This is a genomic window from Halobacillus sp. AWM4_238, assembly GCF_056158265.1.
The window spans coordinates 340,379-361,635 of sequence record NZ_JBSWSY010000002.1; the positions used below are offsets into that span (position 1 = coordinate 340,379).

General features: G+C 43.6%; 26 protein-coding genes. 24 read left to right on the plus strand and 2 right to left on the minus strand.

Annotated features, from left to right (window positions below):
- The first annotated feature begins 146 nt into the window (after positions 1 to 146).
- The 22 genes from ACXACN_RS01780 to ACXACN_RS01885 all read left to right on the plus strand — a co-directional run bounded on the left by ACXACN_RS01780 (position 147) and on the right by ACXACN_RS01885 (position 17,229).
- On the plus strand, positions 147 to 1,037 hold the full coding sequence (locus ACXACN_RS01780; protein ID WP_474961826.1) for a TIGR01777 family oxidoreductase: 891 nt from the start codon (positions 147 to 149) through the stop codon (positions 1,035 to 1,037).
- 269 nt (positions 1,038 to 1,306) lie between these two features.
- Positions 1,307 to 4,720 (plus strand): hypothetical protein, encoded by a 3,414-nt coding sequence (locus ACXACN_RS01785; RefSeq protein ID WP_474961827.1) that lies wholly within the window; start codon positions 1,307 to 1,309, stop codon positions 4,718 to 4,720.
- Positions 4,721 to 4,735: 15 nt separating this feature from the next.
- Positions 4,736 to 4,891, plus strand: a complete 156-nt coding sequence (locus ACXACN_RS01790; protein WP_474961828.1) for a hypothetical protein — start codon at positions 4,736 to 4,738, stop codon at positions 4,889 to 4,891.
- 109 nt (positions 4,892 to 5,000) lie between these two features.
- The gene (locus ACXACN_RS01795) at positions 5,001 to 5,327 is read left to right on the plus strand and encodes an LSm family protein (protein WP_474961830.1); all 327 of its coding nucleotides are present in this window, start codon (positions 5,001 to 5,003) and stop codon (positions 5,325 to 5,327) included.
- Positions 5,328 to 5,435: 108 nt separating this feature from the next.
- Entirely contained in the window at positions 5,436 to 5,660 is a 225-nt protein-coding gene (locus ACXACN_RS01800) for a hypothetical protein (RefSeq protein ID WP_474961831.1), read from the plus strand.
- Positions 5,661 to 6,301: 641 nt separating this feature from the next.
- Entirely contained in the window at positions 6,302 to 6,823 is a 522-nt protein-coding gene (locus ACXACN_RS01805; protein ID WP_474961833.1) for a GNAT family N-acetyltransferase, read from the plus strand.
- A gap of 135 nt (positions 6,824 to 6,958) precedes the next feature.
- Positions 6,959 to 7,669 (plus strand): MerR family transcriptional regulator, encoded by a 711-nt coding sequence (locus tag ACXACN_RS01810; RefSeq protein ID WP_474961835.1) that lies wholly within the window; start codon positions 6,959 to 6,961, stop codon positions 7,667 to 7,669.
- Positions 7,670 to 7,820: 151 nt separating this feature from the next.
- Entirely contained in the window at positions 7,821 to 8,339 is a 519-nt protein-coding gene (locus ACXACN_RS01815) for an NADPH-dependent FMN reductase (protein WP_474961837.1), read from the plus strand.
- Between the two features lie 136 nt (positions 8,340 to 8,475).
- Positions 8,476 to 9,993 (plus strand): GAF domain-containing sensor histidine kinase, encoded by a 1,518-nt coding sequence (locus tag ACXACN_RS01820; RefSeq protein WP_474961839.1) that lies wholly within the window; start codon positions 8,476 to 8,478, stop codon positions 9,991 to 9,993.
- Positions 9,983 to 10,645 (plus strand): response regulator, encoded by a 663-nt coding sequence (locus tag ACXACN_RS01825; RefSeq protein WP_474961841.1) that lies wholly within the window; start codon positions 9,983 to 9,985, stop codon positions 10,643 to 10,645. The genes ACXACN_RS01820 and ACXACN_RS01825 overlap by 11 nt, the downstream gene beginning before the upstream one ends.
- 192 nt (positions 10,646 to 10,837) lie before the next feature.
- Positions 10,838 to 11,086, plus strand: coding sequence for a hypothetical protein (locus tag ACXACN_RS01830; RefSeq protein ID WP_474961842.1), 249 nt, complete (start codon positions 10,838 to 10,840; stop codon positions 11,084 to 11,086).
- Between the two features lie 36 nt (positions 11,087 to 11,122).
- The gene (locus ACXACN_RS01835) at positions 11,123 to 11,398 is read left to right on the plus strand and encodes a hypothetical protein (RefSeq protein WP_474961843.1); all 276 of its coding nucleotides are present in this window, start codon (positions 11,123 to 11,125) and stop codon (positions 11,396 to 11,398) included.
- 18 nt (positions 11,399 to 11,416) lie between these two features.
- Positions 11,417 to 11,614 carry a PspC domain-containing protein gene (locus tag ACXACN_RS01840; RefSeq protein WP_474961845.1) on the plus strand — a complete coding sequence of 66 codons (198 nt, stop codon included), beginning with the start codon at positions 11,417 to 11,419 and terminating at the stop codon, positions 11,612 to 11,614.
- A 109-nt stretch (positions 11,615 to 11,723) separates the two neighbouring features.
- Complete coding sequence (locus tag ACXACN_RS01845) at positions 11,724 to 11,900, plus strand: hypothetical protein (RefSeq protein ID WP_474961846.1); 177 nt, start codon at positions 11,724 to 11,726, stop codon at positions 11,898 to 11,900.
- Positions 11,901 to 11,918: 18 nt separating this feature from the next.
- Positions 11,919 to 12,182, plus strand: a complete 264-nt coding sequence (locus tag ACXACN_RS01850; RefSeq protein WP_474961847.1) for a hypothetical protein — start codon at positions 11,919 to 11,921, stop codon at positions 12,180 to 12,182.
- Positions 12,183 to 12,893: 711 nt separating this feature from the next.
- Positions 12,894 to 13,805, plus strand: coding sequence for an ABC transporter ATP-binding protein (locus tag ACXACN_RS01855; protein ID WP_474966778.1), 912 nt, complete (start codon positions 12,894 to 12,896; stop codon positions 13,803 to 13,805).
- Positions 13,802 to 14,542, plus strand: a complete 741-nt coding sequence (locus ACXACN_RS01860) for an ABC transporter permease (RefSeq protein ID WP_474961849.1) — start codon at positions 13,802 to 13,804, stop codon at positions 14,540 to 14,542. Before ACXACN_RS01855 ends, ACXACN_RS01860 begins: the two co-directional genes overlap by 4 nt.
- A gap of 339 nt (positions 14,543 to 14,881) precedes the next feature.
- A complete protein-coding gene (locus tag ACXACN_RS01865; protein WP_474961850.1) occupies positions 14,882 to 15,496 on the plus strand; it encodes a hypothetical protein in 615 nt (204 codons plus the stop codon).
- 19 nt (positions 15,497 to 15,515) lie between these two features.
- Positions 15,516 to 15,947 (plus strand): VOC family protein, encoded by a 432-nt coding sequence (locus tag ACXACN_RS01870; protein WP_474961852.1) that lies wholly within the window; start codon positions 15,516 to 15,518, stop codon positions 15,945 to 15,947.
- 99 nt (positions 15,948 to 16,046) lie between these two features.
- On the plus strand, positions 16,047 to 16,199 hold the full coding sequence (locus ACXACN_RS01875; protein ID WP_474961853.1) for a hypothetical protein: 153 nt from the start codon (positions 16,047 to 16,049) through the stop codon (positions 16,197 to 16,199).
- Positions 16,200 to 16,211: 12 nt separating this feature from the next.
- The gene (locus ACXACN_RS01880) at positions 16,212 to 16,685 is read left to right on the plus strand and encodes a hypothetical protein (RefSeq protein ID WP_474961855.1); all 474 of its coding nucleotides are present in this window, start codon (positions 16,212 to 16,214) and stop codon (positions 16,683 to 16,685) included.
- A gap of 109 nt (positions 16,686 to 16,794) precedes the next feature.
- The gene (locus ACXACN_RS01885; protein WP_474961856.1) at positions 16,795 to 17,229 is read left to right on the plus strand and encodes a hypothetical protein; all 435 of its coding nucleotides are present in this window, start codon (positions 16,795 to 16,797) and stop codon (positions 17,227 to 17,229) included.
- Between the two features lie 27 nt (positions 17,230 to 17,256).
- Here ACXACN_RS01885 and ACXACN_RS01890 read toward each other — a convergent pair whose 3' ends face one another.
- Both ACXACN_RS01890 and ACXACN_RS01895 read right to left on the minus strand, forming a co-directional pair.
- Entirely contained in the window at positions 17,257 to 18,669 is a 1,413-nt protein-coding gene (locus tag ACXACN_RS01890; RefSeq protein WP_474961858.1) for a glycoside hydrolase family 18 protein, read from the minus strand.
- 784 nt (positions 18,670 to 19,453) lie between these two features.
- Positions 19,454 to 20,422, minus strand: coding sequence for a sodium:calcium antiporter (locus ACXACN_RS01895; RefSeq protein ID WP_474961860.1), 969 nt, complete (start codon positions 20,420 to 20,422; stop codon positions 19,454 to 19,456).
- A 249-nt stretch (positions 20,423 to 20,671) separates the two neighbouring features.
- On the opposite strand from ACXACN_RS01895, the gene ACXACN_RS01900 reads away from it, so the two are divergent.
- Both ACXACN_RS01900 and ACXACN_RS01905 read left to right on the plus strand, forming a co-directional pair.
- Positions 20,672 to 20,941, plus strand: coding sequence for a hypothetical protein (locus ACXACN_RS01900; RefSeq protein ID WP_474961862.1), 270 nt, complete (start codon positions 20,672 to 20,674; stop codon positions 20,939 to 20,941).
- Between the two features lie 59 nt (positions 20,942 to 21,000).
- A complete protein-coding gene (locus tag ACXACN_RS01905; protein WP_474961864.1) occupies positions 21,001 to 21,234 on the plus strand; it encodes a hypothetical protein in 234 nt (77 codons plus the stop codon).
- Positions 21,235 to 21,257 lie beyond the last annotated feature (23 nt).

Here is a 21,257-nt window from a genome sequence, read left to right on the forward strand (position 1 = left end):
CTGTCATGAAGAGGCAGGTATGTGGCAAGTTGGTGTAGGTGAGTGGTGACATGGCATCGGTCACTTGCATTGAAAAAATTGTAAAAGGATGAGAGACTCCCTAAAATGAAAAGTATGAGATCAATAGGTTAGGAAGGGAGTTTTTAATGTTGAAGAAAGTTGTGCTTGCTGGGGGAACCGGGTTTATCGGGGATTACTTCCAAAAACGGTTCAAGGACCTCGGCTATGACGTGTCTATCATCTCCAGAAGGAAAGGGTACATCCAGTGGGAAGATCGAACAGGGATTGTAGAGGCACTCGAAGGGGCTGAACTCCTGATTAATCTGGCAGGGAAATCCGTCAACTGCCGCTATAACGTCAAAAATAAAAATGAAATTATGATTTCGAGAGTGATCACGACCAACCTCTTAGGGGAAGCGATTCAAAAATGCAATCGTCCACCGGAAGTTTGGCTGAACTCAAGTACGGCGACGATATATCGTCATGCAGAAGACCAGCCGATGACGGAAAACGAGGGGGAGGTGGGACGCGGCTTTTCTGTGGATGTAGCGACGACCTGGGAAGACAATTTCTTCGCTCTTGCAACACCTGGTACGAGAAAAGCAGCTCTCCGGACAGCGATCGTTTTAGGTGAGCATGGAGGAGTGATGGCTCCATATAAAAACCTGGTGAAATTTGGACTTGGCGGCCCTCAAGGTTCTGGAAAGCAAATGTTCAGCTGGATTCATGTCGAAGACCTCTTCCGAATCTGTCTGTTTTTAAAAGAACATAAGGAGTTGGAGGGTCCTTTCAATTGTTCTGCTCCGAATCCTGTTACCAACAAAGAACTCATGCTTCTCCTACGTGAAAAGTCACACCGGTCTTTTGGACTTTCTGCCCCGAGGTGGATGCTTGAAATCGGCTCGGCTTTTATTCGTACGGAAACGGAACTTGTATTAAAGAGCCGTTGGGTCGTTCCAAAAAGAATAGAGGAAGCAGGATTCACTTTTTATTTTCCCACGCTTGAACAAACGCTCGAGGATATCATAAGTAAATAGATGAACAGAAAAAACTGGATGAATATTCCAAGTGTGTTACGATGTAATTACAAAAATTTAAGTAACAGGCTGGAACAATAATCAGGGTCTCTTATCATGACCTGGACTATTAAAATGATCTTGTTGAAAAATTGCGGGTTGCTCCTGGTGTGGGCAACCTTCTTTTTGATCGAGATGAGGACTTCATCGTATTGTTTTTCTGGATAATATTGAAAATATAACAATTTAAGTGTAAAATTACACTATAATTAAAATGGGGAGGGAAAGAAGTGGCCGCATTATCCAAGGAAGAAAAACAGAGGGTATTCCGGGAACAATTGAATCACCTGAAAAACAACGGATACATAACAGATGAGGAATACAGGAGACTTATGCAGGCGCAGGGGGCATATCTGGCAGACTATGAATCTGTAGATAGAAAGCAAGAGGTCTATAAAAAAGAAACACAACCAGAGCCAGCCCAGAATCCGAAGCCCCAAGCAAGACCGAAGCCTGTGAAGAAGAAAAAAGAACGCACGCCAGAACAAATCCGCGAACGGAACATTACGTGGACGCTCATCTTGGGCGTCTCGATCCTGTTGATTACAGGTTTGATCGTTGCGACAAGTCAGTGGGATCAGATGGGACCAGCGACAAAGGTCGTTTCTATTTCTTTTGTTTCCCTGTTTTTCTTTGCTTTGAGCTATGGCACCGGCCGATTTTTGAAAATCAAACAGACGGCTTTTGCTTTTTTGACATTGGGAAGTCTGCTCATCCCGATCATCATCGTTGCTATCGGTTACTTTGAGCTTTTCGGATCTTATTTTTCCCTATATGGGGAAGGAAGACATGTGCTCGGTTTAATGGGAACGGCCTTGCCGCTTCCTTTATACGTGAGGCATGCGTTTGTCCATCGTTCCCGCCTTTATGTTTGGATAGCGCTGGTGTTTCTATCGCTTTCGGCAGGGTTCACACTTGGAGCGCTCCCATTATCTATCGATGCCTTTTATCTTGGATTAATGTTGTACAATGCTGGATTGCTTTTCGGTTATCTTCGTTTGAAAGATCGGAAATCCCTTCAGTTATTTATGAAAGAAGTACCTTTGTTCGCCCAATTGAATCTTGTTCTATCAACCTTGTTGATGCTTTTCTTCTTCGAAAACGAAGTATTCTACAGCTTCAACCTGCTTCTGACGGCAAGTATCTACATGGCGATGGTGTTTGTTTACAAAACAAAGGAATATCAGTTTGTTTTTTCAGTGATGCTTGTGTATGGATTGTACCAACTCGTCGAGCATACCCCGCTTTATGCTGTGGATTCACTCTTGTATGCGCTTGTCGGCCTGCTTTACATTGGGTTCGCGTATGCGTTTCGGAACCACACGTTCATTGAAAAGGTCTTCCGTTTGACGAGTGGAGTCATCTCTTTTCTCGCTTTCATCTATATCACATATGAAAGCATTTTGATTAAAGAGGAGAGCAGCTCATGGTTGTTGCTTGTTGCGTATGTTGTCATCATGGCCAATTATCTCGTTCTAGCAAATGTGACAACCTATGTGATTTTTTCGTATTTAGCTTCCGTTTTCTTTTTTGTTTCCATGGCTCAGCTGTGGGATCTAATTCAAACGGGGCCATGGTTTTTCTTCCTATTTACTGCTGCCTCTTTCCTTTTTCTGTATGGGGGCATCTGGACAAGAATCAAATGGCTGCAGACCGTGAAGGAGAGCCATTTCTATACATCTTTATTCGTTTTGACAGGTTGTTTATCCTTCGCTCTTTATGACCTGCAGTATGGGTACAGTGCGATCATGCTGCTTATCGTAAGTTTGCTCGCTTATTTTGTGAAGAAAAGTCCTGCCCATGGAGACATGAAGTTTACGGCCGTCTGGGTATTTCCATCAGGATTGGTTGCTGCTTCTGCGATCTTTTATCAAAAGCTTCTCGAGTGGGTGCCCGCCTATAGTGAAGGGTATTCCATCCCCTTCCACTTGGCTTGTACAAGTGTGTTGCTGCTCGCTTCCTACAAGGGTTGGCACAAGTTGAAAGAGAACGATTTGGCTCACGCCAGTTTTTATATCGCGCAAGGGACCTACGTGGTCGCTATGGTCCTTTTACTTGTCGATGATGGAGTCGATCCGGTGGTTGTCCGGCCGCTCCTGTTACTTGCAGGGATCGGAATGATGTACGGACTCGTCCGTTTTTCCAACAAGAGGTTTTGTTGGAGCTTTGTTTCGGTCGTAATGCTTGCTTTTTATATTTCGTTGATCGAACCTTTAGGGATTGATTCGTTTTCACAATTGATCACGTATATGGCCTTTGCACCTGTAGGGCTGCTTGCGATCGGGGAAATTGGAGAAAAGAAATGGCGGGGGATGCGTCCCTATTTTTACATGTTAGCTCACATCGTTCAGCCATTGATCGTCGTTCTCTTCCTTTTAGATCAGGTGGGGAGCGAAAGTGTTCACGCTCTACTTTTATTGATACCATTAGCGGTGTACACGTATAGTTCACTGAAAGCAAGAAAAGAATCGGGAACAAAAACGATGCTCTATGCTGCATTGACGATCGTTTACTTGCTCGTCGTCACACTACCAGGGGAACTTGGACTTTGGGAAGCAATCTCCGTTGAATATGCGTTTTTAGCCAGCAGTCTCCTGTATGCCGCACTCTGGTTCTTTATACCAGCGGTTTGGAAGAAACGCGTGGAATGGTATATCATTCCTTTTTCCATTTTAGGACTGTTTGTCATAGTAAGCGATGCTCCACTGGAGGCAGATGGGGAATGGCTGCTGGTGGTCGGATATACGGTTTTCAATCTTTTTTTCCTGCACCGACGGTCTTGGTCGCTCGTCCGGTTTGTTCCAATCATTCTCTTGTTCGGTTTGTGGGAAAAACTAAGAGTCTTTTGGACTGATCTTAATCTGATTTTTGTGCTCGTCTCAGTCATCCTCGTACTTCTTGGAGCAGGGAAACTTTTGCATAAAAAACTGATCGGTCCTGGGGTTCATGCCGATGCGTATACATGGACAGCACTTTTGAACATCGCTTATTTGAATCTTTATACTTCTTGGGAGGACAGTGTCTGGATCCGTATTCTCCCTGTGGTACTGCTCAGTTTGTGGTTCTATCTAAGTGGTGGAAAATGGTCGGAAAAAGTCCTTCGAAAAGTTTCTTATACAAGTATGGCTGCCAGTATGTATGGAGCATACTTGATGATTATTGCCGCTTATAGTGACACGGTGCCTGACTTGATAATCGCAGAGGTTCAAGCGCTGCCGGTTTTGATTGTACTGGCAGTTGTAAGGAAAAGAATCTGGTCGGCATCTGTTGAAGCGATGGGGTACGTTCAGTTCGCTGCCTTGTTGTTGATTGCTGGCTACCTTGTGCTTGATGCGATCCAGAGTCATACGATATGGGATGCCTGGATCATCGGAGGCTTGTCGCTGGTATCAATGGTTGCGGGCATGCAGCTCCGCATTAAATCCTACTTCCTAGTCGGGATGGGTGTCCTTATATTCAACATTATTTACCAGACACGTCCATATTGGGGCAACGTCCCGTGGTGGGTCTATCTACTGATAGCAGGCCTTGTCCTCATCGGCATTGCCAGCTACAATGAATGGCAAAAACAACGCTCTGAATCAGATAAGCCAGTGGAACAGAAGTGGAAAAAGCTTTGGAGCGCATTTAAGAAATGGCGATAGAGAAGGAGTTGCAGCATGCGTTTTATTCTGGGTACATTAAAAAATATGGTTCTTGATCTCATCGCCATGATCAAAGGGTTCACTTATGGATTTATTATGGTCGGATTATTTATCGGTCTACTGGGTGGAATCTTTTATGGGATTCTGTACATGAGAAACCTTTTTCTATAAGGAGATTGAGGTGGTCAGTGGAGTCCTGTGGTTCCTTGGTAAAATGACTTTTTTATCACCTTCCTGGGCGCTTTGCATAGAATGTGAGGAGTCGAAGGAGGGTGATGTGGTGAACAGACCAAGTCATCAACAAATGCAGGAAAGTGGAAGCCAGCCTCAAACTATCCATGACTTCTGTAAACAAAACCTATATCAAATGGTACAGATTGAGCTGGATGATGGGCAAACACATACAGGGCTTCTGCACAGCTATGATCATAATCAAATGAATTTGATCATGCCATCCGGACAGCAGGAACAGGCCCAAGGCGGTAGCGAGAGTGACAGTCGATTGTTCTTTCCGTTCTTTGCACCGTTTTGGCTGTTCGGTTTTCCATTTTGGAGAATCCGCAGGTGGTGGCCGTACTATTATCCGTATTATCCATACTGGTGGTGAACACCAAAAAGTCACTGAAAAGATTCAGTGGCTTTTTTAGTTCTGTTTAGGATGATTTATGATACGATGTACAAAAGGAATCTTTTACCATGAGAGAGTGGGGATGGGATGAAAGAAAACTTGACGTTTGCCTGGATCGCTTCATGGTTTGCCCTTGCAGGACAGCTGGGTTTGTTTATTGTCGTCGCTTTATGGACAGGGGATGCGCGTTACGTCATGTGGAGCTTGTTGGTCAGTGCAAGCGTAGGTGTTCCTAATATAATTCGGACGTGGAAAGCACAGCAGAAAGCGCGTGAGAGAAAAATACACGGGCAGGGAGAAGGTTCGGTATGATTGAGAAGTGTGAGGTCGTGGATCCCTAATAACGGACTTTCCCGATCGTTTAAACAAGGGACTTGGAAGAGACCTATAATCAATTGAAAGCAATGAACGTGAACATAGGGAACAAGCAGAAAGACGCGGTAAATCATTATTTCGACTTTTATAATTTAGATGGAAATCGTCTTCAACTTTGTTGTTATAATTGAAGTTACACGTGTTACTTCCACTACTTTATTGCAGGGGACATGCCATTATTTTCTTAATATCATCAACTTTACTTAGCCACCTTCATAGTACAATGTGGGTGGCTTTTTTAATGGTCATGTTGAAACAAGTTCTAGGTCTATCCACCATGGGTTTTTAGGTTTAACTGTATGTTTTACTTCAACTCCAACCAACTCTTCCTAATTCAAAACCCCCCTCAGAAAAGACGCCCATACCTTTCTGCGTCCCTTCCTTTTAGACAGGATGAATTCTTTAAGTAGGAGTGTAAACCAATGGATGATCTCACCTGAAAAGGTCGAGATATGTCATAATAGAAGAACACCGATTAATCAGAGACTCCCATATAGAGAGGGAACATTCCGAAAACTATAGTATGGGGAATTTGGCGGAGAAAAACGTGAGGGACGCAACGGAAAGGGGAATTCGTCATGGGCATTACATTTGAAAAATTGATCGAGCCGACGACACAAATCGCAGAAGCCTACCATCGGTGGGAAAATGATCGCGAGCTTATTCCGCTGATTCGTCCGAATCCGGATCAGAACGCATTAGATAAGAGGTATGATGTGACTCCGGAGAATTTGAAACAGCGGTTGAAAAACCATGAGATTTTCCTCATCTATAGGGATGGTGAACTCGTCGGAGAAATGAACTACATGGTCAATCCAGGACATCTGCATAGCAAAGAAAAGGACACAGCATGGATTGGGATTACCATTGGTGAGTCTGGCGGACGTGGGAAAGGAATTGGATTTGAAGCGGTTCGTTACTTGGAAGACAGAATTAAAGAAGAAGGATTAGCGCGGGTTGAGCTTGGTGTGTTCGAATTCAATGAGCAGGCACAAAAGCTTTACAAGAAACTCGGGTATCAGGAGATTGCGAGAATCCCTGATTTTACATATTGGAATGGCAGCAAGTGGGCAGATATACGCATGGAAAAATTTTTGTGAAACAGTCCTTTCATAGAGTTGAAAAAATAAAACGGAATGTGGATGGGCAGAAGACGTAAAAACTTTTATAATAGAAACAGAGACATTTGCAAATCGTTTTCTTAATTTTCATATTGGTAGAAAAGGAGGCCCGATATGCGACACGATATACAACCGAACGAACGCGCTTTCTCTACGAAGGAAGTAGCTGAAGAAGTCGGGATCGCCACAACGACGGTTAGACGGTATGGGCAGCTTTTGGAACAGAGCGGGTATGAGTTTTTCAAAGACGGCGACCGGCGGATCTTTGTGAGGTCAGATGTCGAGGCTCTCATGAAAATCCGCGATGCGGAATTGCCGAAAGAAGATAAAATTAAAGAAATTGTAGAGGAACAGCAGGAGTTGCTTGCAGGCTATGAGTCTCGTGACCTTGCTCTTTCAGATACATATGATGGCACCGAAATGCAAGATTCCGATCAGATGAAAGAGATGTTTCGTTTTCTTGCTAATGAGCTCGCGGCCTCAAGAGAAATGAACATCCAGTTAAAGAATGATATGGCTGAACTAAAGACAACGGTTTCCCGTCTCAAGCAGGATCACCATGTCATCAGCTCGGGAGTCGGAAACTTTTCTCAAAAGACGCACACAAAAATGGATAAAATGATGCAGCAGCAGAAAGAACAATATGAGGAATTGCTGCGTGAAGAGCAGGAGAAATCGGAGTATCTGCAAAAAGAAATCAGGGAGATGCGTGAGGAACAGAAGAAAGAATGGCGCTCTCAAAGTGAGTTCAATGAACGTCTGGAACATTCGGTCAAACATTCCCGTGGCACGCTTGGTAAGATCATGTCCTTTTTCAAAAAATAGCAGCGAGAGACGCTTGAATCCATGAAGGTTCAAGTGTTTTTTGTATGAAGAACATATGTTTTCGGTCGAAAGGTGTAGATGACATTCCTTCCATCCACGGATTCCGGAATCTGCTTTTTCCCATAACCTATAAGGTAAGGAGGTTATGGAAATGAATCTTGTTATTTTTAGTGGAACGCCGAGAAAGAATGGTCGAACGAGGATTGTCGCACAGACGTTGGAACATAAACTGAAGGGTACGTTGGTAGACTTGAGCAAGCTGGATCTTCCTATGTTCAATGGAGAAGAATCACAAGGAAATCATCCCTCCGTCCAGTGGCTGCGCAGGGTCGTTGCTGAAGCGGACGGTTTTATTTGGGTATCGCCGGAATATCATAATGGTATGAGCGCCGCGTTAAAAAATGCACTGGAGTTTTTAAGCGGGTCACATTTTAAAGGGAAGCCGGCGTTGCTGCTTGCGGTTTCCGGAGGAGGAAAAGGTGGCATCAACGCGCTTAATCAAATGCGCACCGTAGGACGCGGACTTTATGCTGCTGTTGCTCCTCAACAACTGATTTTTGACCCGGAGCACTTTGATGGGAACCGTTTGAAGTCGGAAATGGAAGAGAAACTTGATTTATTGCTGACAGAATCCATGGCGGATCTTTTTCTGAATGTGAAAAGCTCTTAATGATGGGTGTTATTTGAGAATTCGACAAAGTTATTTAAGAATCCGACATCGTTATTTAAGAATCCATCCTGGATAGTAAGGAATTCGACAAACTTATTTGAGTATTCGACACGACGAATCGGCAGAGGTGGCAGACATGAGTGGATATGAACGGGTGGAAGAATTGAATATTATGAAAGTGATCGCTGAGACACTTAACCGCTGTAATGATATGACGATGATGCTACAGACGGTGCTGGAGAAGATGCTCGAACTGACAAAACTTGATGCAGGGTGGATTTTTCTCATCGACCATCCTGAAGAGTATGTTCTCGCTGCTCATCATGGGCTTCCTCCCGCTCTATCGTGGGGAGAGTACAAACCGATGTGCAGTGGGGATTGTTATTGTTTGAATCGGTATCGAAATGGAAAGTTGGATGAGCCGGTCAACATCATAGAGTGTAAGCGGCTGAACGAAGCAATTCAGAACGCTTGGGGAGACACGAATGGCATCACTCATCATGCTACGATCCCGCTCGGGGATGGAGCGGATTCTTTTGGTTTGTTGAATGTCGCCTCGCCTCGGAAAGAAAAATTCTCCCAGGAAGAATTGACACTGCTCCAATCGCTCGGTTTCCAAATCGGGACCGCTATACGCCGGACACGTTTGTATCAAAACGAGCGAAGGCGTGCGGAGAGCTTCGAAAAGTTAAACGTATTAGCCGGGTCTCTATGGTCTGCGGAAAATTTTCATGATCTACAAGAGGTTTTGGAGAAGAAAGGCAGGAAGATTTTTGAGTGGTCTTCCGTTGGTTGTTACATAGAAAATCATCTGGGTACGAAACCAGCTCTTCCATTGAAAGATGAAGTGAGCGTGGAAGAATCTGTTGCGGTGGTTCCAATCATCAGACAACAAGTAGTATTCGGGTGTGTCTGGATTGAACCACCGGCGGGTACCTCGTTCCAACCCAGTGATCGAGAGTTTCTTATGGCACTGGGACGGCATTTGACACTTGTTTATGAAAGCATCGCCTTAAAGGAAAGAAGGCAGGAATTGCTTCTTCATGAGGAACGAAAGCGACTGGCCCGCGATCTGCATGATTCTGTAAACCAAAAACTGTTCTCTTTGTCTTTGACGGCTAAAGGCGCGAAGGAAATCGTGGCGCAGTATGATCCATCTCTTGGGGAGCTCATGGACGATATGCTGTCGATGTCCCGGCAGTCTTTAAAAGAAATGCGTTCTTTGATATGGCAGCTTCGACCAGTTGGGCTGGAAGAAGGTTTGATTTCTGCTATGAAAAAATATGGAGAGCACTTGGGACTGCATGTTCAATTTGATATGGAACGCCTTCCTGACTGGTCGCGGCAAGCAGAAGAAACGCTGTGGCGTATTAGTCAGGAAGCGATGAATAATGTCGGCAAACATGCCAATACGAAAGAAGTCACAGTCCGGCTTTTTGATACCAAAGAGGGAGCAGGCATGACTGTTGCGGATGATGGAGATGGGTTTCAGATAGAAGCAGATGATAATAGAAAGACGCTTGGACTGACCAGTATGAAAGAACGGGCAGAACTTTTAGGTGGGACACTTACTGTAAAAAGTGAACGTGGAGCTGGCACGGTCATTGAGGTCTTTTTGCCTTACCGAAGAGAGGGGGAGGAGCATGAAAATTAGAGTGATGCTCGTGGATGATCATCTGGTCGTCCTGCGCGGGTTGAAATTTTTTCTGAACACTCAGGAAGATATGGATGTCATCGGTGAAGTGGAAAATGGAGAGAAAGCCCTTCAGGCATATAAAGAGTGGAAGCCGGATGTGGTGCTGATGGATTTGATGATGCCTGTCATGGATGGTGTGGAAGCGACGAAGAAATTACGTGAAGCACATCCAGAAGCAAAAGTGGTCGTCCTGACTAGCTATTCCGATCAGGACCATGTCATTCCTGCTCTGCAGGCAGGTGCTGTCGGCTATCAACTGAAAGATGTCGACCCGGATGAACTTGTGAAAACAATCAGAGCTGCGTCCAATGGGGAGAAACTGCTTCATCCAAAAGCGACGAACCTCCTCTTGGAACAAATGAGTGGAACTGAGAAGAAAGAACCTGGCGTCCATTTCAAACTGACGAACAGGGAGAAAGACGTCCTTTATCAAATAACACTTGGAAAAAGCAACAAAGAAATTGCGAGTGACTTGTACATAACAGAAAAAACGGTCAAAACGCATGTAAGCAATCTTTTGAGTAAACTTCAGGTGCATGACCGTACACAAGCGGCCATCTACGCCATGAAAGAAGATCTTTTTGCTGATCGGAAAGATGACCACGGGTAAGGGTATCTCCTATAAACGGGAGATCCTTTTTTTTATTGAAGAAGAATGATGAAACTTATAAGAGGAATGACCCGTATAAGTTAATAAATGGATGTTATTGGGTTTTGTTACACATTAGAAACGGTTTCAGCTCCCCAAGATCATGCAAAGAAGTTGTAACCTATTAGAATTATTAGAGAGGAGGTGCAACGAATGAACAAGTGGGCCTGGATCTCATTCGGCACAGTCATCCTTCATGTTCTCATATTCTTATTGTTGCGGGGACCGGACGTTCATTTGGGGCTGGTCGTGACCATCGGAAGTTCCTTATCTCTTATAGGAATGTTTTGTGCCCTGCTATCTAAGAGAGTGTTTGCAGGTACAGCCGGGTTTGTATTAAATGGTGGAGGACTGTTGGTTATGTTTTTTCTCCTTCTTGCGATGGGGATTCGTGCACCTTAGATAAAGGGAGGCGAAATCATTCGACAAGCGATTCATATGACGAATCTAATTTTATTCGTCCTTTTACTAGCGTGGGGATTTCTCTTATATTTTGGAACCCATTTCGTAGAACAAGAAGATCCCTATATAGGGGAGAACCTTACCATTCTATTGGTCTATGTGATCTGGGGGATCGGTTATTATTTTCAATTGCAGCAGCCTACCATAAAACGGGCGGTAAGTGTTTTGATTTTATTTTTAGGGCTGCAGGTGCTGCACTTTTACAGCTTCTATTATGTCATCACATTTTTTGAATGGGTTTTAGAATCGTGATAAAGGAGGCGAAGAGCTTTGAAGAAACTTTACCGTTCTACGGATGAAAGCCAGTTGTCTGGTGTCCTTGGTGGTCTTAGTGAAATTTATAATATCGATGTGAGCCTATTGAGGGTCATCGTAGTCGTATCCGGCTTTTTCACTGGGGGAATGACCTGGCTTATTTACACTATTGCCGCCGTGGTCATGCCAAGTGATCGGCAGCTAAGGAAATAAAGGAGGGGCGAACTATTGGCATTCCTCATGCACAATACAAGTCTGTTCTTTCATAGGAATAAGCCACTAGTGCTCCTAATGATACGTTTGTCTAATAGGGGGATGATCAATGGATTTAGCTTTATTGTTTGGCGTTCTTTTGACATTGTTTCCGCTCGTGACCATTAAAAAAGTGAAAGAAGAAACATTCGCTCAGAAAGTGATCCATATTGGTTGCCTCATCGTGGGGATTCTGCTGCTTGTCGGATTTTTCATTCAGTTTACAGCTTATATTGATCATTTCTAAAAGTGGGAGAGGATTCGAATGATAAAAATAATTCTTTCAGGTTTGTTGCTTCTAGCATTACTAGGATCGATTTTTGTAGCGCATCAAAAACGAAAAAAATTGGGAGTGAAGGGGTGGAAAGCAGCGCTGACATCCATCTGCATGTACTCCATTGCAATCCTTAACCTTATCGCCTATTGGACGGAGGGGCTTGGCGTGATCAGTTGGACGGCCACGATTGTTCTCCTTTTATCAGGAGCTTATTTTACTAAATATCTGCCAGGTAGACCTCAACCATCATAAGTTAGAGGGGGCAACCTGCTCTAAGCATGCTAGTTGAAGGAGTGTGATGCTTTGAAAATGAATGGTCATGTGGAAAAGGAAGGGAAACGACATTCAGTTATAAACCCTATTCTTTTATCCTTGTTTCTATGTACCTTGCTATTATACATAATCACAGACCTAGTAGATGTGGTCGAGCTCTTGTCTATGGGAACCTTTTTGTCTTTATTTTCATCAGGTTTGCTCTATATGAAGAAAAAAAGTAGGAAACTAGGGGTGCCCACGGTATCGTTAAGTGTGGGAGGTTTTCTTCTTACTGTTTTTTCTATATTGTTCGGAACCTAATTTAGATGGATCAAAGGGCCATGACTTCGTGGGTCATGATGATTACACTTAGCCCTATTGAAACAAGGAGGGATCTTATCAAAGACATCTTTAAATCCTGGATGTTCTGGATGTTTGGTGTTTTTGTAACCTTATTTTTATTAAGTTTATGGAATGATGGCGAGATGGACTGGAGCCTTCTTATAGCCTTGAGTATCGGCAGCCTCTTGGGTACGTCCGTAGGTGTTGGATTTAAGAGAACGTTAAAAAAAGAGGAAAAATAATGCGGCACTCGAATACACATAGAGAGTTGCAAATGATGCAATCTCAGAACGCTAGGAAAAAATGAAACTTTCCAGCCACCAAAGCGTACATCCATATATCACTTATCAGAAGGAGGAGGTCATCATCGAACACGTCATCCAAGTCGAAAACTTATCGAAGTCGTTTGGAGCTACACAAGCGGTTAAAAACCTTTCATTTAAAGTAAGAAAGGGAGAAATCTTCGGGATCATCGGCCCGAATGGTGCCGGAAAGACGACTACACTTGAAATTTTGGAAGGGATTCAGAAGCCAACGTCAGGAGAAGTGGAGGTACTCGGGCTGCACCCGGATAAACAGCTGCGCGAACTGAATCATAGGATCGGTGTCCAGTTTCAGGCAACTTCTATTCAGAAGAAGATGAAGGTGAAAGAAGCCTTGGACTTGTTTTCAAGCTTTTACAAAGGTACAAAGCAGAAGGATCATTTGATTGAAATGCTTGGTTTGGAAGAAAAGCTGAATGTCCATTTTGAAGATCTTTCTGGAGGTTGGAAGCAGCGGGTGACGCTTGCATTAGCCACATTACATCAGCCGGAACTTTTATTTTTGGATGAACCGAGCATGGGGCTTGATCCTCATGCACGTCGTGAAATGTGGGGAATGATCCGCAGCTTAAGAGATCATGGCAGCACAATTGTTGTGACGACTCATTATATGGAGGAAGCGGAAAAGCTGTGTGATACTGTCGCCATGATTTACAGTGGAGAACTTAAGGCCATGAATAAACCGGACGCTCTTCTGGATGACGTCGCAACCCATTACATCGGGTTTGAGAGTGAACAGATGTCTTATGAGTACCTGTTGACGTTGGGTGAAGTGGTTCGTGTGGAAAAAGAACAAGATGAATTCAAAGTGTTCAGCGAAGACCTCCAACATACGGCATATCAAATTTTCACTTATTGTCATGAAGAAAACATAGAATTGAAGAACTTTAAGTTTGATCGTGGGTCACTTGATGACTTGTTTGTACAATACTTAAATAAGGAGAAAACGGGATGAATACGGTCATAAAGCTAGCAAACTTGGAAACGAAGATGTTTTTCCGCGATCGTCTCAGTGTTTTCTGGACGTTCCTTTTTCCTGTCGTCATGATCTGGCTATTTGGTTCGATGTTCAGTGGGGGCATGGCCGGTCCTTTTACCTTTGCTGAAGTCTTCATACCGTCATGGATCGGTGTCAATATTGTGACGACGTCGTTTTTTACTTTAGGTACCGTACTCGCCAGCTATAGAGAAACAGGGGTGCTTCGAAGGTACCAGTCGACACCGCTTCAGCCTTGGAAAATCCTTGCTGCTCATACTGTGCAGGGAACGGTGATTTTCATTATATCTGCCTTGCTTCTGATGGTGTTCGGTATGGTCATGTACGACCTGCAGCTCCCTGCGTATATCGGAAGTACGTTATTGGCTCTATTCATCAGCATTCTTGCTTTCTTTCCTTTTGCACTGTTTATCACATCTCTCGCTAAAAACACCCAATCTGCAGCAGCAATCAGCTCCCTTTTTCTAAACTTGATGCTCTTTCTTTCTGGTGCCACGTTCCCGTTAGACATGATGCCGACGGTTCTTCAATACGTGGCTAAGATTCTACCGTTGTACTATGTCATTCAATTGCTGCGCGGTACTTGGAACGAAGCTCCCATCTCACATTTCGGTCTCGAAGTTGGTATCTTGCTTGGAATCGCAGTCGTTTCGATTGTGCTTGCTTCCCGCTATTTTAGATGGAGTGGTAAGTAGGACCAAATGTGTGTGTTCTTTCTTTGTTATGGAGTGGTGCTCCGATAAATCAACCATTTATTATCCTTTGAAAAAAGCAGGAGCTTCTATTCAGCTGCTGCTTTTATATATTCTGTTCGGCAGACAATGTAATTGGATGTAATTTACAGAAAATGAAGGGGATGGGACAATGGATCAAGAAGTCCCAAAGTGCAGCGGAGGATGCTTGTGAAGGGACCAACAAAAATCCAGGGTCTTGAGCAGTAGCCAGGACGTTTAAATCCGAGGGCGTATAACAAGAAGGGATTTGTCATAGCGCATCCAGCGTCCTCTATCATCCTTAAGGAAAGAAGGTGTAGCGTGAAGAAAATCTTTGTAGTTGTGCTCTTGTGCATCCTCTCTGGTTGTGCAATGGCTGGAGGAACAGAGCCGGTCATCAAGGCGAATCCTGAGTCCGATTATGAGAAGACGTACCAGGATTTAGCGATTGGTCAGCTTCATGATTTTGAGTTTACCTTGCCAAAAGCAGATGAACGGTGGGTCCGAGTCTGGTTGGAAGGTTATCAAGATGGCGAAAAGATTCCTGAGCCATTAGCGGAATTATCCTACGGGAAAAGTCCGAATGAAATTGAGAAAGGGCATTTAGGAACCGGAATGATTAGAGGTGGGGGTGAGGGAGCGATGCTGCACCTGTATGCACCAGGCGTATCGATACACCCAAGGGAGAGCTCCCTTCCTCTAAATGAAAACGGAATCAGTACATGGGAATACGCCATCGGGGAAGAAGAAATCACGCTCGAATTAGACGAAGAAGTTTTGTTGGGAGTTTATCGACAGCCCTCTTCAGGGTCGATTCAAACGTTTGATTTGCAAAATAATGCTGAAGTAGAGCGAATGATCAAAGGTGATGCAAGAGTACTTTTACTGAAAATGAAAGTAGAAAAATTTGAAGAGCGGGAAAAGAAGGATGATTAATTTATGAGGAGGAATGGTCATGTTTCAAGTTGGAAGTGTATTCGTCCCCGTTACAAACCTTGAAAAATCGAAAAGATGGTATGAAGAACACCTTGGTGTTCTGGAGATTGATTCTTGGGAAGGTGGAGCCGGTTATTTCTTTCCTCATGGTTCTGCGCAGTTCGGACTTGTTGAAGTCACTCATCCCCAGCATACGGAATTTGAGATAAACAAAAGCGAAAAGAATAGTTATTTTAATTTTGTCGTCCACGATATCCACGCTGCTTTTAAGAAATTAGATGAAGCAGGGATTGAGACGACAGATATCCAAGAATTCGGCGGCATGAAGCATTTCGATTTCTTCGATCCGGACCGAAATGTATTCAGTGTGGTGGATGAGGATCTGCGTTCTCCATTTCATAAGGAGAACGTTAAGAAGCAGCAGGAAAAAAAAGGACAGCGGAATAAGTGAAATCATGAATCTCGGACAGAAGGTACTTGAGAAGCGTCTAGAGGTCTACACTCTAGACGTTTGATTTGGACTGAACGATACGGGGGGGAGTGTGAACCAATGGCTGTATTTATAAGTATTGTCATCATCCTTTCCTTATGGTCGATTACGAAGACGCTGGAAAAAATGACGAAACGTGTGACCGACAAACAGGATGAACAAATCCAGGTCCTGAAAGAGATCAAGGATCTGCTCGTTGAAGGCAAAAGGTAAAGGAGGACCAAAGTGAGAAATAAGTGGTTGCGATTTTCTCCTTTTTTCGTCATGCCTCTGATTTGGGGGCTCTACATGTATCTTTCTATAGGAGACTATCACGTTCCTTTTGGCACCCTCCTTAAAGAGGAAGAGAAAATCGTAGAGAGTTATGACTGGAAGGGGAGTGTTATTGAAACGTATCCTATTGGGGATGTTTCTTCAAAAAAAGAGGTAGAACTATTGATCTTGGAAAGTGAGTTGAAGCAGTCGTTTGCTGTTGTAGTCTTGTTATTTTTCGTAGTTCTGTACTCGATCCTGTTGGAATGGCTATCAAGGAAATGGAAGGTTTCCTTGCAAGGGGTTATCAAAATTCCTGAAAAATGGAAACCGGTAGTGGTGGGAGTTTTTATCTCTCTTTATGCGTTTCTAGGTTTTATGATTGGTGATCAATACCTCGAATTAGTCCAACAAAGTGAAACTATTTTAAGTCAATTAAGGTCTTGATATTGTCGTTTTGCAGCTTTATGTGGAAGCAATCTGGCTATTTTTGTGCGGATAAGGAATAGGTCTCATGAACGGGGGAAACAAAGAGGCATGTGAAGGAGGGATAGTTATGAAAAGATACAATACGATGGCCAAGCTATTAAGCTATTGTGCTATAGGAGCGATTGGCCTTGGTGTTCTTTCGTTCTTCGTCATGATCTTTGAAGGGACATGGGTTTTGGGGAGTGGTGTTTTAATCAGCAGTCTCGTCACAGGAATTCTGTTCTTAGGTTTTGCGGAAAACATCCATTTGCTGCAAGGCATTTATGATCAAAACAGGGAACCTGAATCTGCAGAGAGTGATTTTACATATGAAAAGGAAGAGGAAACAACTAGAAATATAGACGCTGAGGACGAAGGTCAGATCAGGTCCTTTTTTAAAGAAAGAAATCAAAAAGTGTCCGAGATCCTTCCAACGGATGAGCCATTTATTTATATCGTTAATGTAGAGGGGAAGAGGAAAAAAGTAGAGGCGGGTGGGTTCACACTGAAAATATTTGAATAAAAAGAGGGCCTCCAAAGAAAAGAGGCCTTACATTTTTTTCACTTTGAAATTGCGTTGGAGAATCGGCCAATTTTGAGGGAAGGGACTTCCTAAAACCCAGTAGCTTGCGCCTTTCAGTTCGTAATTTTCGATGGTATCGTATTTGGCCTGCACACTTCTGGCGTCTTCAAACCAGACTTCATGCTGCTGCCCATTTTCGTCGGTATATCGGAAAAAAGGGGACTGGTATTCTTCATTGTATTGGATGGGGACTCCATACCTTGCTGCGAGTTGAATGGCTTCCTGTGGATTGACGGTCTGAGCGTACGTGCCTTGCACCCAAGGAATTTCCCACTCACGTCCATATAAAGGCATACCCATCAAGATTTTCTCCCGAGGAATGACGGTGACCGCGTAATCGAGCACCTCTCGGACCTTATTGATGGGGGCGATGGCCCATGGTCTTCCCCCTGACCAGCCCCACTCATAGGTCATAAGAACAATAAAATCCACGATTTGACCTTGCGCTGCATAATCGTGCGCCTCGTAAAGCAGTCCCTGCTGATCTGCTCTTACCTTCGGGGCAAGGGCGGTGGAGACGCTGAATCCTTCAGGGCGCAGGCGGCTGACGGCTTTCCTGAGAAAAGCGTTGTAATTCTCCTTGTCTTCCGGATAGACATATTCGAAGTCAAAATTGACTCCTGCATAGCCTTTCGATCGCATTTGCTGTAGCAGGTTATTGATGAACGTGTCCTGAATGTCTGTGTTTCTTAAAAAGGTTGCGGCAAGATCCGAATCGAAGCTTCCCCCGGTAAAATTGGTGATCACAAGCAATGGGGCAATGTTTTGAGAAGCAGCTACTTGTAAAACGGCTGCATCATCCAAATCTGTAAGACCTCCATCCGCCTGTATGGTGCGTGTGAAAGGGGAGAGGTAAGTGAAATGACTACCAAGAGTGTTTACTTCACTCGCTCCCTCTCCTGTAGTTTTCGTAATGTACGCATTCACTTCCTTCACGGGCCGAAGAGGAGAAGGGATTGCGAGCGGCATACCGATTGAAATAACAGAGGGGTCTTCAATGCCATTTGCCTCAGCGATCTCAGAAACCGACACGCCAAACTTTTTGGCAATCTGCCATAGGCTGTCTCCACTTTGAACAATGTAGTTGGTAAACGGGAGAAGGAGCATCTGTCCGACAAAAATGAGTGCAGGGTTTGCGATGTTGTTTTTCTCGGCAAGATCATCAACCCGTACGCCATACCGGTTCGCGATGTTCCAAAGATTATCTCCAGGCTGGATGACATATTCTTTATTCGGCTCAGGGATGACGAGGGCCTGCCCGATCACGACCACATCGGGGTTGTTCAGCTGATTCAATAAGATGATCTGATTGATATCCGCCCCGTACCGCTGGGAAATTTTCCAAAGCGAATCCCCGCTTTCTACGACATGAATAATCATTTCGTCCCTCCTTTTGTGCTTTTTAAGAAGGTATGCATGATTTACTTGTCTATATGTATAAGCATTCATGTTGAGCCATTTCTTTAGTTGGAACTTACGTATGGGCAGAGGTACTTTTCCAGCTTGATAGATTAGAAAGGAGGAAGAACGAATATGGTTCTGATGCTCGTAATGTTTGTGCTCTGGCCGACATTCGTTACTAGTCTTATCGGATACTACTTATACACGTATAGTAGAGTCATAAGTGTAATCGCGATGTTACTCATACCTTTTCTAATCATGTACTCGCTTGCCATTGATGAAGTTTTATACAGCATCCCTTTATCTATAATCATTGTTTTTATCGTTCATAGGAATAAAAAGCTAAAGAGACCTTGAGCACCCGTCTTCAATGACAAGGTGTCTGACCGATGTGGCAAATGTAACAGATTCAACCGCCTTCTTCACAAGAATGATTTTCTCCACTCCCTAATGTTTAGTGATAAAAACCCCCCAAAGAGACTGGGGGGAGATTCAGAGGTGTTTCTGTATATTTGTATATATTAGGTCTTTAGGGTGTGTGTGGGAATATATGCAAGGTGATTATTCCTATTTTTGTATTTTAATACATACAATGCAGCATTTGTTCCTTACTTTTTCAGATGAAATCCGAGCCAAGGCAGGAAATGCGGAGTATATAAATAAAGGAAACAGATTTAGATGAACGGTTTGTGGATCTACCTAAAGGTGTTTTAATCATATCTTCAGCAAACATGGCAGAAGAGGGGAGTACAATGATGGGCAGCTATAAGAAGAAGAGCATAAATGAGATTACAAAGTATAGAGTGATTATGAACAAAGATGGCATGAGATACTGCCATAGACGGTCTACTTTCTTCGGTCTTATGAGTGTGTAAATAAGGAACAAGGTCATGATGATCCCAAGTAAAGCAAGGTACAAATGGGTTCCTTGGATGGATTTTAATATTGCCCCTTTCTGGTACAAAACATCCGTGAAAACAAGTAACTTAAGGTTGTACAAATTGCTTCCGATAATGGATCCAATCGCCATGTTATAGTTCGCTAATTTAAATGCGGCAAGGACGCTTACGAACTCCGGTAATGAAGTGGAAGCTGCTATTAAAAAGCTGCCTATAAAACTAGCGTCCATTCCCGTGACTTCTGCCATCTTGTCCCCTGCAATGGAAAGAATGCTGCCGGAAATAAAAACGACAACAACGGCTACGAGGAAACCAGTTATGGCTGACGACAGGGGCAGGTCTTTCGTGAGCGGAGAGTGGTGATCATCATCGTAATCACTGGTCATGAACTTTATAGAAAAAAGATAGAGGATGACAATGATATACATTTCAATTCCTATATTGAAAAGTTGCATGGATTCAGGAACGAGAAGGGAAAGAGAAATGATGATTAAAAAAGTAAGGCTGATCCATGCAGAAGGAAGATTCGCATGCTGGTTAATTCTTTGAAAGAACCGTTGCTTCCGGTAAAACAAATCAACAGAAGCGAGTATTAATAAATTGAAGACGTTACTGCCGAGCATATTCCCTACGGCGATGTCGGGGTTATCGATATACACGGCAGTCAGACTGGTCGTTAATTCGGGTAATGAAGTAGCGCCGGCAATTAAGAAAGTACCCACAGCAGCACCGCTTAAAGAAGTCTTTTTACTAATAACGTCACCGCATTGATTTAGATGAATAGCGGCTGTCACTACAAGAATGGCTGCAATAAAAAAAATAATGAAAATCATAGGTTTTCCCTCCTTTGCTGTGTTTCGTGAGCTTATGAAAGTAATCCTATTGCTTATCTGTGATTGGCGTATACTCTCTTAAGCATCCTTCACCAATCTCCCCTCGATTTTGCTTATCCACTCTAATGTATGCTTGTTTCATAGACTTATCCATTGTTATTAGATACATAAAGATTTCTTCAGATGTGATAGCTGTACGATTCTAATTGGTAGATGATGGTATAATGGCCGTAAAGCGGAGGTGCTACAATGAGTGAAGAGAAGAAGGTAACATTTATGCTGCCAGATCAACATAAGGAAGCATCAATCGCAGGTACTTCAAGCGAAAAGTATCTAGAATTCTTACCGGAAGAACTGACAAATTTGGTCGATCGTTTTGATGGGTTTGAGCTCGATACGATTGAATTACACGTGACTGGAGCTCTTGATTCGGGCGGTGCGACAAAACTGTTTGTGGATTTTTCTGGAGAAGCCGGCATGAAATTTACGTTGAAGAAAAAGGATTTGGAAAAAGAATAAAGGAAAAAATTTGCTAGGAACGGTCTCGGGGTTATGGAGGATGAAGGGAGTTCAATCACTTGAGGAAATTGAAGGAACTCGAATATTCTGACTGGAGATTAAGTGTGATGGCTCTTGCGGCAATGCTTGGGACTTTCATTGCGATCTTACTCGTTCAACGAGAACTGAACGCGCTGTTTGTGAAGGTATACTTGTCCGTTTGGCTGTTGATCGTGGCTTTCAATGCCATGTACGTGTTCTTTAAGTGGAAGAAACGCATCAGGGAGGAAAAGCAGAAGCAGAATCACGGTTAGGTTTACATTGGATAGCAAGAAGG